General features: G+C 48.7%; 12 protein-coding genes. 1 reads left to right on the top strand and 11 read right to left on the bottom strand.

What is annotated here, in order from left to right:
- The first annotated feature begins 73 nt into the window (after positions 1-73).
- The gene (locus KBS54_06490) at positions 74-1726 is read left to right on the top strand and encodes a phosphoglycerate dehydrogenase (GenBank protein ID MBQ0055772.1); all 1653 of its coding nucleotides are present in this window, start codon (positions 74-76) and stop codon (positions 1724-1726) included.
- A gap of 67 nt (positions 1727-1793) precedes the next feature.
- On the opposite strand, the gene KBS54_06495 is transcribed toward KBS54_06490, so the two are convergent.
- The 11 genes from KBS54_06495 to KBS54_06545 form a co-directional block, all read right to left on the bottom strand.
- The gene (locus KBS54_06495; protein ID MBQ0055773.1) at positions 1794-2609 is read right to left on the bottom strand and encodes a phosphatidate cytidylyltransferase; all 816 of its coding nucleotides are present in this window, start codon (positions 2607-2609) and stop codon (positions 1794-1796) included.
- Positions 2599-3279: a di-trans,poly-cis-decaprenylcistransferase gene (gene uppS / locus KBS54_06500; protein MBQ0055774.1), complete on the bottom strand. Its 681-nt coding sequence runs from the start codon at positions 3277-3279 to the stop codon at positions 2599-2601. Before uppS ends, KBS54_06495 begins: the two co-directional genes overlap by 11 nt.
- A gap of 13 nt (positions 3280-3292) precedes the next feature.
- Positions 3293-3946, bottom strand: a complete 654-nt coding sequence (locus tag KBS54_06505) for a uracil-DNA glycosylase (GenBank protein MBQ0055775.1) — start codon at positions 3944-3946, stop codon at positions 3293-3295.
- Positions 3943-4779 carry a hypothetical protein gene (locus KBS54_06510; GenBank protein MBQ0055776.1) on the bottom strand — a complete coding sequence of 279 codons (837 nt, stop codon included), beginning with the start codon at positions 4777-4779 and terminating at the stop codon, positions 3943-3945. Before KBS54_06510 ends, KBS54_06505 begins: the two co-directional genes overlap by 4 nt.
- A gap of 3 nt (positions 4780-4782) precedes the next feature.
- A complete protein-coding gene (gene murA, locus KBS54_06515; protein MBQ0055777.1) occupies positions 4783-6033 on the bottom strand; it encodes a UDP-N-acetylglucosamine 1-carboxyvinyltransferase in 1251 nt (416 codons plus the stop codon).
- Positions 6034-6089: 56 nt separating this feature from the next.
- Positions 6090-7223, bottom strand: a complete 1134-nt coding sequence (gene wecB, locus KBS54_06520) for a UDP-N-acetylglucosamine 2-epimerase (non-hydrolyzing) (protein ID MBQ0055778.1) — start codon at positions 7221-7223, stop codon at positions 6090-6092.
- Positions 7224-7238: 15 nt separating this feature from the next.
- On the bottom strand, positions 7239-8132 hold the full coding sequence (locus KBS54_06525; GenBank protein MBQ0055779.1) for an undecaprenyl/decaprenyl-phosphate alpha-N-acetylglucosaminyl 1-phosphate transferase: 894 nt from the start codon (positions 8130-8132) through the stop codon (positions 7239-7241).
- A 6-nt stretch (positions 8133-8138) separates the two neighbouring features.
- On the bottom strand, positions 8139-9245 hold the full coding sequence (gene upp, locus KBS54_06530; protein MBQ0055780.1) for a uracil phosphoribosyltransferase: 1107 nt from the start codon (positions 9243-9245) through the stop codon (positions 8139-8141).
- A gap of 83 nt (positions 9246-9328) precedes the next feature.
- The gene (locus tag KBS54_06535; GenBank protein ID MBQ0055781.1) at positions 9329-9553 is read right to left on the bottom strand and encodes a flagellar biosynthesis protein FliR; all 225 of its coding nucleotides are present in this window, start codon (positions 9551-9553) and stop codon (positions 9329-9331) included.
- Positions 9554-9760: 207 nt separating this feature from the next.
- Positions 9761-15709: a hypothetical protein gene (locus tag KBS54_06540; protein MBQ0055782.1), complete on the bottom strand. Its 5949-nt coding sequence runs from the start codon at positions 15707-15709 to the stop codon at positions 9761-9763.
- Positions 15710-16232: 523 nt separating this feature from the next.
- Positions 16233-16545: hypothetical protein (locus KBS54_06545; GenBank protein ID MBQ0055783.1), on the bottom strand; the 313-nt coding region annotated here is incomplete at its 5' end.

Here is a 16545-nt window from a genome sequence, read left to right on the forward strand (position 1 = left end):
TTAATTTGCACGCGCGGCATCTGCGCTGCGCCCCGAATTTTAACAGGACACGACAAAATCCGGAGTGAACGGCATGACTGAAAAGAAATTCAAAATACTCGTAACGGAAAAAGTAGGACAGTCCGGGCTTGACCTTCTCAAAGAAGCACCGGACGTTGACCTTGAAATCAACATGACACTGACACACGGGCAGCTTCTTGAAAAACTCGCGGACATAGACGGAATACTCACACGCAGCGGAACTTCAATGGGCACGAAAGAAATTGAGGCCGCCCCGAAGCTTAAAGTCATCGGCAGGGCAGGCGTAGGCGTTGACAACATTAACATACCTGAAGCCACGCGGCGCGGAATTATAGTCGTCAACGCCCCCACCGGCAACACCCTTGCCGCCACGGAACTGACAATGGCGAACATGCTCGGAATGATACGCAAAGTTCCGCAGGCACACAACTCAATCCACAAAGGCGAATGGAAACGCAGTCTCTTTACCGGAATGCAGCTTAACGGCAAAAAACTTCTGATAATCGGACTCGGCAGAATAGGCTCACAGATTGCAAAACGCTGCCGCGCATTCGGAATGGACGTCTATGCCTACGACCCGTACATCTCAAACATAAAAGCGGAATCGCTTAAAGTAACTCTGCTCAAAGACCTTTCGGAGGCGGTTTCGCTTGCCGACGTCGTCACCATACACACGCCGCTCAACGCTGAAACGAAAAACATGTTCAGCCGTGAAATGCTTGCGAAACTCAAGCAGGGCGCATACCTCATAAACTGCGCACGCGGCGGAATTGTTGATGAAAAAGCGGTCACGGACGCGGTCAGGGAAGGACACATAGCCGGATTTGCAACTGACGTCTACGCGAAAGAACCGCTCACGCCTGACCACCCGTTCCTTGCGGAAAATATAGCTGACAAGGTTGTCGTAACGCCTCACATAGGGGCAAACACCTTTGAAGCTCAGCTTGAAGTATCAAAAATAGCCGCTGAAAATATGCTCGCCGTACTCAGAGGCAAGCCGTATCTCTACGCGGTCAACCTGCCGTTTATGATACAGAACCTCAGCGACGACCAGAAAAAATATCTTGAACTGTCCGAAAAAATCGGAAAACTCGCCGCGAAACTCGCGGAAGCCTATAAAAGCGGAGTGCGCGGGCTCGACATCACATACAGGGGCAGCGTATTCGGCGATGACACGCCGCTCGGACCGAACCAGTACCGCCCCTACACGATAGCAATGCTCAAGGGACTGCTTGAAGTCAGTCAGGGAGAAGAAACATCCTACATGCTCGCCCCGATATCCGCAAAAGACAGAGGAATAGACATCAGCGAACAGTTCGGCGAACACAAAACCTACAACAACCTCGTTGAAGTCATGCTCGAAACTGAAAAAACGACACTTCGCATTGCAGGTACGATAACCGAAGAAGGCCGTCAGAGAATAGTGCGCGTCAACGACGACTGGATTGACTTTGTACCTGAAGAACAGCTTATTCTCTTCAGAAACAACGACAAACCGGGCGTTATCGGAAAAGTCGGAAGCATACTCGGTGAAAACGGCATTAACATAGCAAGCTTCGCCCTCGGCAGAAAAGCATCGCACGACGGATATGCCTTTGCAGCAGTTCAGGTTGACGGAGAAATAGACGAAATGCTTATGACCAAACTGCGCACCGTTGAAAATATGATATGGGTCGTTGCTGTTGACCTCAGAGAACAGATATAGTAATTCAACTCAAATAAATTCGGGAACGCTTCGGCATCCCCTTTAATTTGGTTTGCATTGCGTTCCGTTATCTCGCAAAAAGTCCGAAAATTATATAAGCGATGACAGCGTTCACGAGCATACTGTCAAAACGGTCAAGCATTCCGCCGTGTCCGGGAATAAGGTTTCCCGAATCCTTGACTCCGGCTTCTCTTTTGAGAACAGATTCAGCAAGGTCTCCAGCCTGACCGAGCACTCCGCAAAACAGCCCGAGCGCAGTCATGTGCAGAAGCGGAAGCTTAAAGAGCAGAGCTCCGACAAACGCGCAAAGCATACAGGCAGCGGCGCCTCCGAAGCTTCCTTCCCATGTTTTTTTCGGGCTGACCTTGTCGCAGAGTTTGTGCTTTCCAAAACGCCTTCCGGTAAAATAGGCAAAAACGTCGCATGCCCAGGTGCAGAAGAAAAGCACCGCCACCAAAGCTTTGCCGTTTTCAGTGTCGCGCAGAAGCGCAAGATAGCACCACGGGAGAACAACGTAAGCACCTCCTCCGATAAAGTTGCCCGTGCTGCGCAGAGCCATGCTGTTTCCGGTTCTCTGCCTGTCCCAGACCTCGTCGAACAGCACCAAAATTACAAAAATGGATGCAAAAACAAGCAACAGACCACTTTCGCGTTTGAAAACAACCGCGTAAAGAACCGCTCCTGCAAGCAGAAACATCAGTATCGGGGAATATTTGTGATCTTTTGCCGTAAGTTTGTAAAATTCCCACAAAGAGACAAGAGCAGCTGCTGAACATATCACTGCCCAGAGTGGATTTCCGAGCCAAATGCCGCCCAAAACGGCGGTGACCACAAATATACTGCCGAAAACGCGCAGAGGTAAATCTGATTTTTTATTTTCCATAACGTCTGCTTCTTTCAAAATAACTGTCTATTGCCTTTTTCAGCTCTTCTTTGCCAAAATCAGGCCAAAGGGTGTCAGTAAAATAATATTCGCTGTATGCGCCCTCCCAGAGCCAGAAATTGCTCATTCTAAGTTCTCCGCTCGTGCGGACGAGAAGATCGGGGTCGGGAACGTCCGGAAGATACATCCGTTTGCAAAGGTCAGCTTCCGTTATTTCCGTAACGCCCTCTTTCAGCAGTCTGTTCAGCGCGTCGGTTATTTCCCTGCGCCCGCCGTAATTAAAACAGACAATCAGCTGAATTACGTCGTTGTCTTTCGTTTTTTCTTCTATATCTCGCAAAACCTCCGCCACTTCTGCCGGAACCCTGTCAGAAGCTCCTGCGAAACGAACTCTCACACCTTCTTTTATAAGCTCGCGCAGTTTAAGCTTTGCGTAGAGCTTGAACAGCCCCATAAGCTGAGAAACTTCTTCGGCGCTTCTGTTCCAGTTTTCGGTTGAAAAGGCGTAGACGGAAACGTACTGAACACCGAAGTCTTTTGCCGCGCGCAGCGTATTTTCAAGTGCCTTTACGCCGGCGTGCCCGCCCATAACTACGGGCAGTCCGCGCTTTTTTGCCCAGCGGCGGTTTCCGTCCATAATCAACCCGATATGCCGGATTGTATTTTCCATTTTTTCAGCCCCTTTATCCGAAGATTGTTTCGTCAAGCCTGCCGGTCTGTTTGTAACGCTCCCACTGACGTTTGACTTCCTGTATGTCCAGCCAGGTGAGGTGCTTCGGCCCGCCCTCTTTGGACGTGTTGTTGCGGAGCAGATAACTCGGGTGGAACATCGGCATAACAGCGGCGCCGTGCCATTCAAACCATCTTCCGCGCAGCTTTGTAATGCCCTCCGTCGTTTTGAGTATCCAGCGCAGCGGGGTGTTGCCGAGAAGAACTATAAGAGCAGGCTTCATAATCAAAATCTGCGTCTGCAGATGCCTGTCGCAGCACAGCATCTCTTCGGGCGTCGGAACCCTGTTTTCAGGCGGACGGCATTTTACAATGTTCGTGATAAACACGTCTTTTCTTTCTATGCCCGCTGCGGACAAAATCTGCGTAAGCAGCTGTCCCGCGCGTCCTACAAACGGAAGCCCCTGACTGTCTTCGTCAGCTCCGGGACCTTCGCCTATAAACAACAGGCTGCTCTTTCTGTCCCCGTCGCCGAAAACGACTTTGTTTCTTGTTTCGGAGAGAGGACAGGCCCTGCAGGCAAGCGTGCATTTCTTCGTCTCTTCCCAGAGAATTTCTGCCGCCTGCTCTCTTTCTTCATCCGTAAGTCCAAAAAGTTTTTCGCTCACAGCAAGACCTCCGCTACGGTTACGTTTATTTTTTTTATATCAATGCCGGTAAAATATCCCACACCGGACATTACACATTTCTTTACGGACTCAGCAACCTCAAGCAGCGTTTTGCTGCCGGCAAGCGCCGTTATTTCCATGTCTATTTCAACTCCGTCGTCATACGAGCTGATCGAAAGTTCCTTCACAGCCGCTGTCTGCTCCGTTTTCAGGGCGAGAAATTCCGCGAGCTGTTTTATTGCCCCAGGTTCAACGTGCATTTCCCCGCAAAAACTGAACGGCGGGTGTACTATTGTTTTTTCCGCTTCTTTTTCTTCCGTGCCGCCCCAGAAAACGCGCAGCTGCCCGACAAGTTTTCCGGAGAAATTTTTCCTCACAAGCGCCTGAGACACGGGAATTACGTGCTGTTTTTTCCCGTAGCGCTCTCTTCGCGCGGTTTCCATCTCTTCCTTTGTGGAAACGTCTTCTATGTGTATCGTGCGCGACGGCGCTTTCATACCGAGTTTTTTGAGAATTTTGCCTGCCATGGAATCAGAAGTAGCTATTACAAGAACCTTGCACGGCGAAGCTTCCCTGAAAAATTCGACGACCTCGTTTTTGTGGTTCTCAAAATCAAAAATTGCCCTGCGTATCGCGCTTACGCGGTTTAGCTCCGATTTTGCGCTTTTTCCGCAGACGATGCTGCCTTTGTGTATTACAAGCCCGTCGTCTATGATGTAATCAGCGCCGAGCAGCGACGCGACGTACTGCGCGCGCCTGCTTTTTCCCGTTCCTGCCGCCCCGCTGAAAACAAAGGTTTCTATACTGTCAAAAATTATTTCGTTTTCAGACATTCACTATTCTTCAATCAGTTTAATTTTCGCGCCGAGCGAGTTCAGTTTTCCGACGATGTCTTCGTAGCCGCGCCATACGTGGTCAAGATTGCCAACCTTTGTCTTTCCCTTTGCGGCAATACCGAGAAGAATCATAGCTGCCCCCGCGCGAAGGTCGGTTGCAAACATTTCTGTACCTTTAAGAGCGGAAACTCCCTCAATAACGGCAGTATTTTCCTGAACGGCTATTTTCGTACCGGCTTTGTTGAATTCAGGCACGTGCCTGAGCCTTGATTCAAAAATGATTTCCTGTATTACGCTGGTTCCCTCAGCTATTGACAACAAAGCCATAAACTGCGGCTGCGCGTCTGTCGGGAAGCCCGGATGGGGCATCGTTTTTATCGAAACGGCAGAAAGTTTTCCGGCGTATTCAGCAGTAATGCCGTACGGTTCAAGCGTAAGCTTTGCGCCCGCTTCTTCAAGCTTCTGCAGAGCTGCCGCAAGCAGCTGCGGTTCAATGCCTTCAACCTTTACCTTTCCGCCGCTGATAACGCCGCCGACAAGGTAAGTAGCCGCTTCTATGCGGTCAGGAACAACGGAAGCGCTTGAAGATTTCAGGAAACTCTGCCCCATTATGCGTACCGCAGACGTTCCGTCGCCGAAGACAGGAACTCCCATGCCGCGCAGAACGTTTGCAAGATTTACTATTTCAGGCTCGCATGCGGCATTCTCTATCGTTGTGGAACCATCCGCAAGGGCGGCTGCCATCATTATATTTTCCGTAGCGCCCACGGACGGGAAATCAAACGCCACTCTTGCGCCCTTAAGCCTTCCGTCCGTTTCGGCGTAAACGGCTCCGTTGCGGAGACTAATGCGCGCTCCCATTGAGCGCAGAGCCTTTATGTGAAAATCTATCGGACGGCTTCCGATTGCACAGCCTCCGGGAAGAGGCAGCACAGTTTTTCCGCAGCGCGCAGTAAGAGGCCCGAGAACCAGCGAGGACGCTCTCATTTTGCGCACAAGATCTGCGGGTGTATTCCATTCCAATTCTTCAGGAACGCTGATTTTCATTCTGCCGTCTGCAAAATGCACCTCTGCGCCGAGCCGCTGCAAAAGCTCCGCCATCGTGCGGACGTCCTGCAAATCAGGAACGTTGTCAAGCTCCAGCGTCTGTCCTTTGAGAAGAATTGCAGACGCCATTACGGGAAGAGCCGCATTTTTGGCTCCCTGCACCCGTACTGTTCCGTTAAGCGGCGTACCGCCTTCGATTAACATTTTCTGCAAATTCTTCACCTCACAAAGCGGGATTAAATCCCTGCTCTGTCTTTTCCTTATTCGTGCGTTCCGAAATATTCTTCAAGAGATTTCGCTATTTTCTTTGACGCAGTTCCGTCGCCGAAAGGCTGGTCATCGCATTTTTTTCTGATTACTTCGGCGAAACTGCCGTCTTCCATAATGCGCAGCGCGTTTGAAAGTATTCTTTCCCTGTCAACGCCTACAAGAATTCCGCTGCCGTGTTCCACCGCCTCCGGACGCTCCGTTACGTCGCGCAGAATAAGCAGAGGTTTGCGGATTGCCGAAGCTTCCTCCTGCACTCCGCCGCTGTCGCTCATAAGGAATTTCGCGGCGTTCATAGTCCAGACAAAGTCAGGATAGTTCAGCGGGTCACAGAGAATAACCTGCGGTCTGTTTTCAAGATGTTTCCTGATAACCTCGCGTACCGCGGGGTTCTTGTGCATCGGAACAACCATCCAAAGTTCGGGATGTCTGTCAAGCAGTTCCGTCAGCGCAGAACAGATATTTTCCAGCGGTTCTCCCCACGATTCCCTGCGGTGGGCGGTAACAAGCACAAACGGCGCACCGTCAGGCAGTTTGGCAAAAATTTCAGGTTTTGACGTGTGGTCAACCGCGTAATACAGCGCATCTATAACAGTATTGCCTGTTACCGTTATCTCTGCCTTTGAGCCTTCAACAACAAGATTTTCCTTCGCAGATTCCGTAGGCGCGAATGCCCAGGTTACGATCCTGTCGCAAAGCACGCGGTTCATCTCCTCAGGATACGGAAGATACATATTTCCGCTGCGAAGACCTGCTTCAACGTGACCTATCTTAATTTTCCTGTAGAAAGCTGCCAGAGAGGCGGCAAAGGTCGTCGTTGTGTCGCCGTGAACAAGCACCGCGTCGGGCTTTACCCTGTCAAAATACTCCCCCGCGCCGGTCAGTACGGAAGACGTGATGTAATCAAGCGACTGAGCCTGCTTCATAATATGCAGATTAAGATCGGCAGTGAGCCTGAAATACTGCAGAGGCTGATCAAGCATCTCCAAATGCTGTCCCGTTGCAAGAATTTCAACGTCAAAATTTTCAACTTCCCTGAGAGCCATGACGACCGGAGCCATTTTTATCGCTTCCGGACGCGTTCCGAAAACACAAACTATTTTTCTGCGTTTGGCTGCGTCAGCCATATTCAAGACCTCCGTTTAATATACGCGCGGGAACAGTCTTATTCCGAGCAGACTGAAACCGGCGCACAAAATTGCAAAATGTATCGCGGCAAGCACAAAGAGCGTACAGAATTTTGAAAGCCCCGCGTCCTGCAGCTTGTGGTGGGCATGCTTCCTGTCAGGAAGAAACGGTGATTTCTTTGAAATAATGCGCCGCGTCATAACCGAAAGCGTGTCAATAACCGGCGCACCGCCTGCAAGAAACAGGCACATGCAGCTGTTGACAAGACTGCGGCCGAAGAAATCGGGGAAAAAGTTCCACGCGAAATGCGAAGCACATACAAAACCGAGCAAAGTGCTCCCTCCGTCGCCTAAAAACGTCTTCGGGAACGGAAAATTCCAAAGCAGAACTCCGAAAATAAGCGCCGCCAGCATAAGCCACACGGAACTGCCTCCCGCCGAAAAAGCGGCAAGCACCGTAATCAGCGACAGCGTAAGACACAAGCCGTCCATTCCGTCAACAAGATTGTAGGCGTTCGTCATGCCCGTGATCCAAAATACAAAAAGCAGTCTCTGCCATAGCGGAAGCGGGAGCGCGTATGAAGCGCACACGGCTGCGCACAGCTGAAAACAAAGCCTGAGCAGAGGCGGAAGCGGGTGCATGTCGTCCATATAGCCGACAATAAAAATCAGAGAGGCACCAGTAGCGATAAACGGGACTTCGACTCCCATATTACCGACAAAAAGCGCCCAAAGCAGATACCCGCTCCAAAGAACTATGCCGGCACCGCGCGGCATAATGCCGCTGTGTTTCTTTCTTCCTCCGGGAACGTCAACAAGCCTGAATTTTTTTGCCAGGGCAATCGAAACAGAGGTGCCTGCGAGCCCCCAGAAAAAACTTATTAACGGAAAGAGATATCTGTAAAACAAAACGCCTTATTTCGTACCGAAAAGCCTGTCTCCGGCATCGCCGAGACCGGGGACTATATAGCCGTGGTCGTTGAGATGCGAATCAAGCGCAGCAATGTAAATGTCAACGTCAGGATGAACTTCGTGGAATTTCTTCACGCCCTCGGGCGCACCTATGAGACATACAAGCGATATTTTTTTACCGCCGCGCTGCTTAATTGAAGAAACCGCATCGGCAGAAGAACCGCCTGTTGCAAGCATCGGGTCAACGACAAAAATATCGCGTTCCGAAATGTCGTTCGGGAGCTTGCAGTAATACTCAACGGGCTTGAGCGTCTTGGGATCCCTGTAAAGTCCGACGTGTCCGACCTTGGCATTCGGAATGACCTTGAGAATTCCATCAACCATTCCAAGCCCTGCGCGAAGAATAGGAACTATGGCAAGCTTCTTGCCCGAAAGCGATAAAACTTTTGTCTTTGCAAGAGGGGTTTCGATCTCGACCTCTTCAAGCGGCAGGTTGCGCGTAATTTCGTAGGTCATAAGTCCGGCTATTTCCTGAACAAGATCCCTGAAATCCTTTGAAGACGTACTTTTGTTTCTCATAATGCCTACCTTGTGGCAGACAAGAGGATGATTTAAAACGATTGTACGGCCGGAAACTTTCTTTTCTTCCCACGGCAGCTTTGTAAAATGGTCTTCTTCGTAGGCTGCGATTTTGTCAAGCCGTCCCGCATGGCGCGCGCCCTCGAAATCTTCGGCGAGCCAAACCTCAAGAATTTCCTTTGCAAGACCGGAGCCGGTAACGCGGCTTCCCAAAATAAGAGCGTTGGCGTTATTGTGCCGGCGGCTCATTACGGCTGTAAAATGGTCGTGGCACAGCGCGGCGCGTACACCCTTGACCTTGTTGGCAGCGATACTCATTCCTATTCCCGTGCCGCAGCATATAACCGCGGAATCAACCTTGCGCGCTGAAACCATCTCGGCAGCCTTAAAGCCGAAATCGGGATAATCCACGCTCAGTTCGCCTGAAGCCGTTCCGCAGTCAACAGTCTCAATATTTTTCTCCTGAAGAAAAACTTTCAGTTCCTCCTTGAGTCCAAAACCTGCATGATCAGAAGCCAGTGCAATTTTCATAATACCACCCTCTCAAATTTTATTTGCAAATCTTAAAGCTGAAACTAACTTTCAAAACGTTTGACAGCCGCCTGACATCTCCGTCATATAACGCAAATTCCCATGAAAGAATATATGCCGAGAGCTATCGACGCGGCAAAAACAAAACCAAGAAGCATGCGGAGATAAAACAGAAACGCGGCTCCGCCGGGCCATTTGCCGCTGCCGATATTCACTACAATACGCGAGATAAAAAGCGACAACACAAACAGCGCGACAGCAACAAACGCCTGAAGATTAACCCTCGGAATCCCCGAAAGAAACCCCATCGCATTCCCGCCCTTCGTGCTTGTTTTTCAACTACATATAATACCTCTCAAAACGCGATATGTCTAACACTTTCGGCAAAAATCACAAAACAAAACGGCGCGGGATAAAACCGTTTCACAAATCAACGGCTTGGGAATTTTTTAATCCCAAGCCGTTTTTTTCGTTACATACTGTTCGCTTAGTGCTTCCAGTTTCAAGCCCTGCAGTTATTCCGTTGTTAATGTTACTACCGGCTTTTCATCCGTCTTAGCTGTCGTGTCAACTGTTACAGGCGGTCTGTACTGCTCAATTTCAGCAGCAGTAATATCTGTTTGCGCTGTTTGCGGCGCTGTACCGGGTGTCCAGGGCTGTGCTGTCTGTATTTTTTCTTTTCCCGCTTCTCCGAATTCGTACCATGCCGTCAGGTTTGCTCCTATGCTTTCGCGTTTGCCTGCCGTTCCAATTATCGTGAAATCAAACGCCCAGGGAGAGCCTGCTTTTTTGTAGGACAACCCAAGTTCCGCCACGCCTGTTCCGCCTTTCAGGTCAGGCTCGGCTATCGCAAGTCCCTGTGTTGTCGCCGCGGCGTTGCTGCTGAATTCGTATTCGTAGGCGAGTCCGCCGTATGCTTTGAAGTCTGCGTCCACTGTTTTGTTGTAGCGGAAACCGGCGCGTACCCTGTGGCTTTCTACAGGTTTGAAGTTTATTTCTTCGTTTGTAAAGCTGAGTGTTGTATCGTCCCCACCCTGGTGCGCATACAGGTATTTTACGTAGGTATCTACTGTGTTGCCTGATTTCAGTTTGTGGTTATAGCCTACTGCCGCATGCGCTGCAAGATAACGGCCTGTTGCGTCATAATCTATTTTTGCGGAGGGCAGCAGGTTTTCGCTTGAATAGTCCTGCGAAATATGTCCTGCTCTGACTGACGCTTCCCCATAGAGGTTTCCTTTGTCTGTAGCGTCTGCTTCCGTTTTGAGCAGTATGCCTCCGCCGAAATGGTTTATGTCTCCTTTTGCCGTTACCGTTCCGAAGTTTTCAAATTCGTTGGTGCTGTCGTAGCGTGACCAGCCGCCTTCGGCAAAGACGCCTATTGTTGTGTTCGCGCTTATTTTTTTCGCAAGTCCCGCCGCAACGCTGCTTCCGTTCATGTCTATGTATGAGCCTGTTTCGTAATGTCCGCGGCTTCCCTGTATGCTTACGAAGCTTGTCCATTCTTTCCCGTCGTTTTCAAGTGTGCCGATTTCGTTTATTACTCTGTCTGCTATGAGGTCTGTGGCATTGTTTATCGCCGATATTGCCGCCATTCTTCCTTCAGACAGTGACTTAGCTCTTTCAAGTACGCTGAGATCATAGTATTCCATAAACAGTTTAGCTTCTTCTTCATCCAGATACATTCCGTAGTTCGTGGTCAAAGCTTTGCCTTTTGTCGGAATTTTGTCGGGTATGTATTCGTTTGTACTGCCGGTATAGTTTTCAGCTCCATTTATGAGTGTTATGCGTTCGCCTTTTTCTTTGAGTATTGTTTCGTTTTCGTTCTGCGTCAGGAAATAATCTTTTACTTTCAGCGATTTGAGATCAAAACAGCCGTCTGTGCTTTCAAGTATCGTATCTCCGGCTTTGTGGCCGTCAATGATAAAGTTAAGTACAGTTCCCGGGCTGAATATGGTTTTTGAGGCATTAAGCCCTGCGTTGGAAACACCTTTGGCAAAGGTGAACATTCCCCTGCCGTCAATGGCTGTGTCTGTTTTTCCGCCGGTTATTACTGTTTCTCCTTCATTGACAAAAATTGCACCTTTAAGTTTGTCAAGGGAGGTTTCAAGCACGGCGTTCAGGCAGACTGTCGTGTTCTGCACAATGTCCTCAAGGTTTTTCACACTGCCTAGTATGTTTGTAGTGCCTTTGCCGGTTATTTTGTTTTCATTTAATCCTCCGGTAAAGTTAATGGTGCCTTCATTTTCTACGGCATTGTCTGTGGTTATGTCTGAAGCATTTGCTGTGAGTTCCGCGTTTTCCGTCATTTTCACGGTGTTCTGTTGCAATTTCGTTCCGTTTTCCAATTCAAGTTTTGCGTCCAGTACGGTATTTCCGCTGCCTGTTATTCCTTTTTCAAGGTTTACTGTCCCGTTTATGTACAGCTGTCCGTCATTTTTTATGTCTTCGTTTCCTTTGGAATCGGTGAATTTTATTCCGTCGCCGAGTATGATTTTTCCTCCGGTTTTGTTTGTGAGCGCCGTGTCGTAGCCCGAGAGCGCAAGTTCTGCAGGTTCTCCGTACACGTCAATACCGCCGTACAGTTCAAGTGTGTCTCCGACTCCGCCTTTTGTTTCGTCCGCTACGGTTATTCCTTTATATTCTTCTTCTGCCAATGCCTGCAGTATATGACCGTTGCCGTATATTGTGAATGTTCTTGCGTCACCGCCCGCTTTTTGGCTGTCCGTTCTGGTAAGGTCGCCAAAGGCCGTATCATTGCTTACGAGCGAGTAGCTTGATACTTCTCCGGCCTCTGCGCCGCGCGAAGGATCTTTGTAATTTTGTATTATTTGCGGCAGCGTGTACGCATAGTTTTTGGTTACGTCAAGCAAACCTTTGTCTTCCGTGTTCTGGGTAAATGTGTATTCAAACGGACCGCAGACGGCTCTTGTTCCTGTTATTTTGAGTGTATTCAGGCTTAAATCCGCTGCCTGGGTTATTCTTATCTGCGCCGTTGCCGAAACGTCTTCTCCTCCGAAGCCGTTCAGTATGTTTATTGAATCGAGTATAAGGTTGTCTCCGCTTATTTTTTGTGCTGTGATAATGTCGCTTTGTTTTGTCGTACTTCCGCTTTGGTCCGCAGATAAATCCGTATCAAACCGCAGTTTTGCATTGTCCGCTTTGAAGGTTGTCAGGCTCAGCGTGTCTGACGCTGTTCCGTTGCCAAGGTCCAAAACGGCATCCTGGGCAAGCAAAAGACTGTCATCGTTGCCGCTCACGTTCACTGCGTCAGCTGCCGTCAGCTGTGTTCCGCTGCCCAGCGTTATGTCCTGTTTTTTCACGGCTGTTTTTATCGCGGCATTGTTGAGTGTTATTTTTCCTCTTGATCCGGTTTCCGCGTCTATTATGCCTGAACCAAGAATTTTATCGTTTACTGTTATTGTTCCGCTGTTTTTCAGTACCGCTCCGTTTGATATGTTTATTGTGTTCTGCGTTATCGCCGCCGTGTTGGATATAGCGATATTTTCTTTTACGTTTGCCGTTCCTGTCCCGTTTATTCCTTTGTCAAATTCTGTGCCTGTGTATATGTCAAGCGTTCCGTTGTTCGTTACGTCCGCGTTTCCGTTCGTGTTTGTAAATTTAACGCCGCTGAGAGTGCTGTGCGTTCCTTCACCGACTGTTACAACGCTGTTTTGGAAGTTTGTCATTGTAACATTTGAAAGGTTAAGGATGTCGCCTGCGTTTTCTATCGTTACTCCGGGCAGTCCGTTGCCGTCTATTTTGCGTCCGTTGCCGTTAACCGTAAGTTCTCTCGGCGTGGAGGCTTCTGTTCTTGTCAAAACACCCAATCCCGGCGTTTCTTGCGCTGTTTGTCCTTCTATTGTTCTGTCAAAACCCATTGAGAAAACTTCAACCTCACCGGCACCAACAGGTACGTTTTGTATTATCTGCGGCAGTGTATCGGCATATACGGTGGTTATTTTTACAGTGCCTCTGTCCGTTGTGTCCTGCGTGAATTTTGATTTGAAGCTTACCCAGTCCCCGTCAGTGTTTTTTGCGTCGTAGACAGATACTGTGTCCGCTATTTCAAAATCCGGCGCTATTGCCGTATCTGAATCTATTATTTTCAGTGTCTGAGTTATGCCGATTTCGTTTATACCTTTTACTACGTTTATGAATATTCTGCCGATTCCGCTGCCGAGTGTTTCCGCAGCTTTTATTACGTCGCCTTTTTCCGAGCCCGGTATTGAGATGTCGCTGTCTATTTTGAGCAACGCTCCGTTTGCTTCAAATTTGTTCACCGTAAATTCCGCCGGCGGGTTTATGTTTCCGTCCTGCAGCGTGAGTTCGCCGGGTGCGTCAAGCACAAGGCTGTCCGTCGCGTTTAGTTTGCGTACGCTTTGTGTGTTGAGTACGCCTGTTTTCAGGTTAACGTCCTGATTGTTTACTGCCGCTCCAAATTCTGTGTTTCCGGTAAGGTTGAGCGTTCCCCGTGTATCTGATTTGATTTCCATGGCAGTTTTGCCGCCTGTCAGGTTGACTGTTCCGTTGTTTTTGAGTATTCCGTCCAGGTCGTCTGCGTTTGTCGTAAGTTCGGATGAGGTGTCAACTATTATGCAGTCGGCGTTTGTCGCTTTCATTTTTCCCGTGTTTGTTACAGTCGCGTTTACAAGTTTTATTTCACCCTGCGTTATGTCCGCGTTGTTTATGTTTTCTCCCTGAAATTCTGTGGTGCCTATGCCGTTTATTTCGTTTTCGTTGCTGCCTCCGGTAAATATTATCCGCGAGCCTGCGGTGTCATTGATGATGCTTTCCGTCAGTATAAGATTATCCGCTTTAGTTTTTATTGTTCCATTGTTGTCCAGTGTTCCTTCTATGTCACCGCTGTTGTCTATCGTTCCGTTGTTGATTATCGCGCCTTTGATTGTTCCGTTGTTTGTGAGCTCTCTGCTGTTGTTTACTGTTATTTTATCCTGTATTATTGCGGCTTTGTTTTTTATGTTTCCGTCTATTTCGAGTTCTCCGTTGATGCCGCTGTATCCGGTTATGTTGTTGTTGTTTTCTGCTGCTGTCGTGTCGGCGAGTTTGAGTTTTCCCGCGTTTTGTACTGTTAAGTCAGTTATGTTAAGGTCTGCTATGTTTGTGACCAGTGTTCCGGCATCTGTTACGTTCAGCTCTTTTTGTGTTATTGTTCCGTTGTTCACAGAGTCTCCGTTGAGTATCAGGCTTCCTGCGCCGTTTATTTCTCCTTCGTTGTCCAGGGATGCTGTTATCGTGCCTTCATTTGTCAGATGTCCCGTGTCCGCGACAATGACTTTTTTGCTGCCAGATGCGCTGCCCGTATTGGTTATTGTTCCGTCGTATGTGAGGTTGCCGTTCAAAGCTGTGTCACCGTTGATTTTAGCAGAGACGGCACCGCCTATTATCTTTCCCCCGCCGTTTGCGATTGTTATGCCCTGCGCATAGTTTCCATCGGCAAGGGTGAGTTCAAAGCCGTTGTTCAGGGTAATCGCGTTTTCTGCGGTTCCGTACAATTCCGGCAGCGTCATCGCCTTGAGTATCCCGTTGTAGTAGGTTAAATTGAATCCGGCATCTTTGAAACTGAAGGTTTCCGTTCCCATTCGGTCGTAGTTTGTGCCGGTTATTTCTGAATGAAGGTACAAATCTGCATCTCCCGTGTAGGCGCCCGCTCCTCCGAGTGTCAGCGTATGTTCCGTGGCTGCGTCTTTCATGAGCATGTAGCCCGCCGCGGAAATAGGGTCTGCGTTTCCTACCGTTGCCGCAATTCTGTTTGTCGTGTCCGTGTACCAGCTTGATACACCGGCAGCGTCCAAAGCAAGTGTCCCGCCGCCTACTGTCGGCGCTGCAAGCGAAGTGTCTTTGTAGGTGAACTTCATCTGGCTCTGGCTGTCCGTTTCTGTTGTTATTGTTCCGGCAGAGGCAGCTTTTGCTCCGCCGCTGTACGCGCTCAGATAATATACGTTCGCGTCTATGTTCTGCAGCCACAATCCAGCGCGTGATTGTCTGTCGTAAAGTTTCGGGTCGTTGCCTTCTCTTATGTCTCCATCAGTAAATATTTGATAGTGATTACCAGGTCCACTGGATGTTTTTGTCCACCATCTTGTGGTAAATTTTCTCTCTGCATTTCCTCCCATGGCAACTGCCTCATCTCTTGTTAAAAGCCTTGTTTCTCCTTTTATTTTCACTTCATAGGAATCTGTAATCTTATTGGTATAACTATTAGCCCAGTTGTTCGCATTCGACCAGTTCATGGCTCCGGAGGTGGTTGTATTGGACATTAATATGCAATTATCCGTAATCCTAACCCAGTTAGTTCCGTTATACACAAGCCTGTTGGGATGTCCTGAGCTGTTGTTGGGGAACTGACTCCATGTAATAAACGGCGATGCCGCCGCCGGTGACACCGTTCCGAAGATAAAAGAAACAAGTATAAGGCATGCAGCTGTTTTTTTGAATTTCATCATTTTTCAGTCCTCGCAATTCATCGTAAAATCTGTTATAACCTGCTGTACTGTCATATTTGCAAATTATCTCTATACACAAGCGACGCATGGAAACTGCTTCCCACACGCTCGTATACTAAGCCTGTTTCGCCGAAACGTCAAGTATTTTTATGTTTTTTAGCCTAATATTCCGAACAAGTTGCAAATGACGGAAAGTTGGCAGTCGGTAGTTTCTATTCTCTACTTTCTACCTTAACGCTTGCCGTTTATTGCTCGCTTCGCTCGCGCTCACTCACGCTATACGCTATAGGCTATAAGCTATAAGCTTAAAAAACCAATGTATAATGCATAATGTATAATGCAAAATGAAATTCAAAAGATTTTTCTTTGCTTTTTGAACTTTGCACTTTTAACTTTGCACTTAGCTTTCAGCTTCCCGCTTATTGCTTACCGCGTTCTTTCCCCCGTCTTCCGTACTCCCGTGTTTCATACTCCCGTCTTCCGTACTCCCGTGTTTTTGTCTTTTCCCAGTATTTGCAATGTTTTATGGGGTTTCAGCCGAAACGGCATAAAAAAAATCCCGATTTTTTTTCGTGACAGGGTTGTTTTTTGGGCTCTGAAAAGCCCCCTTAAAGAGTAGAGAGGGTTGACGATTTTTCGTCGGGCATGGCTTTTCTGAAACAGTTGTATGACCTGCCGAGGTCTGCGTTTGCGGCTGTTTCTCGGCAGAGAAGCTGCGCCTTATATTTCTCTCACGCATTACGTGATGCGGCTCCAAACGGAGGTAAGCCCGTTGCTTTTCAGCTAAAGCTCTGTAACACTTCGGTAACGGCACGCTTAGCGGTCGGGTTTCAGGG

Origin of the sequence: Candidatus Equadaptatus faecalis, from assembly GCA_018065065.1 — a bacterium.
In the GTDB taxonomy this organism is placed as follows: Bacteria; Synergistota; Synergistia; order Synergistales; family Synergistaceae; genus Equadaptatus; species Equadaptatus faecalis.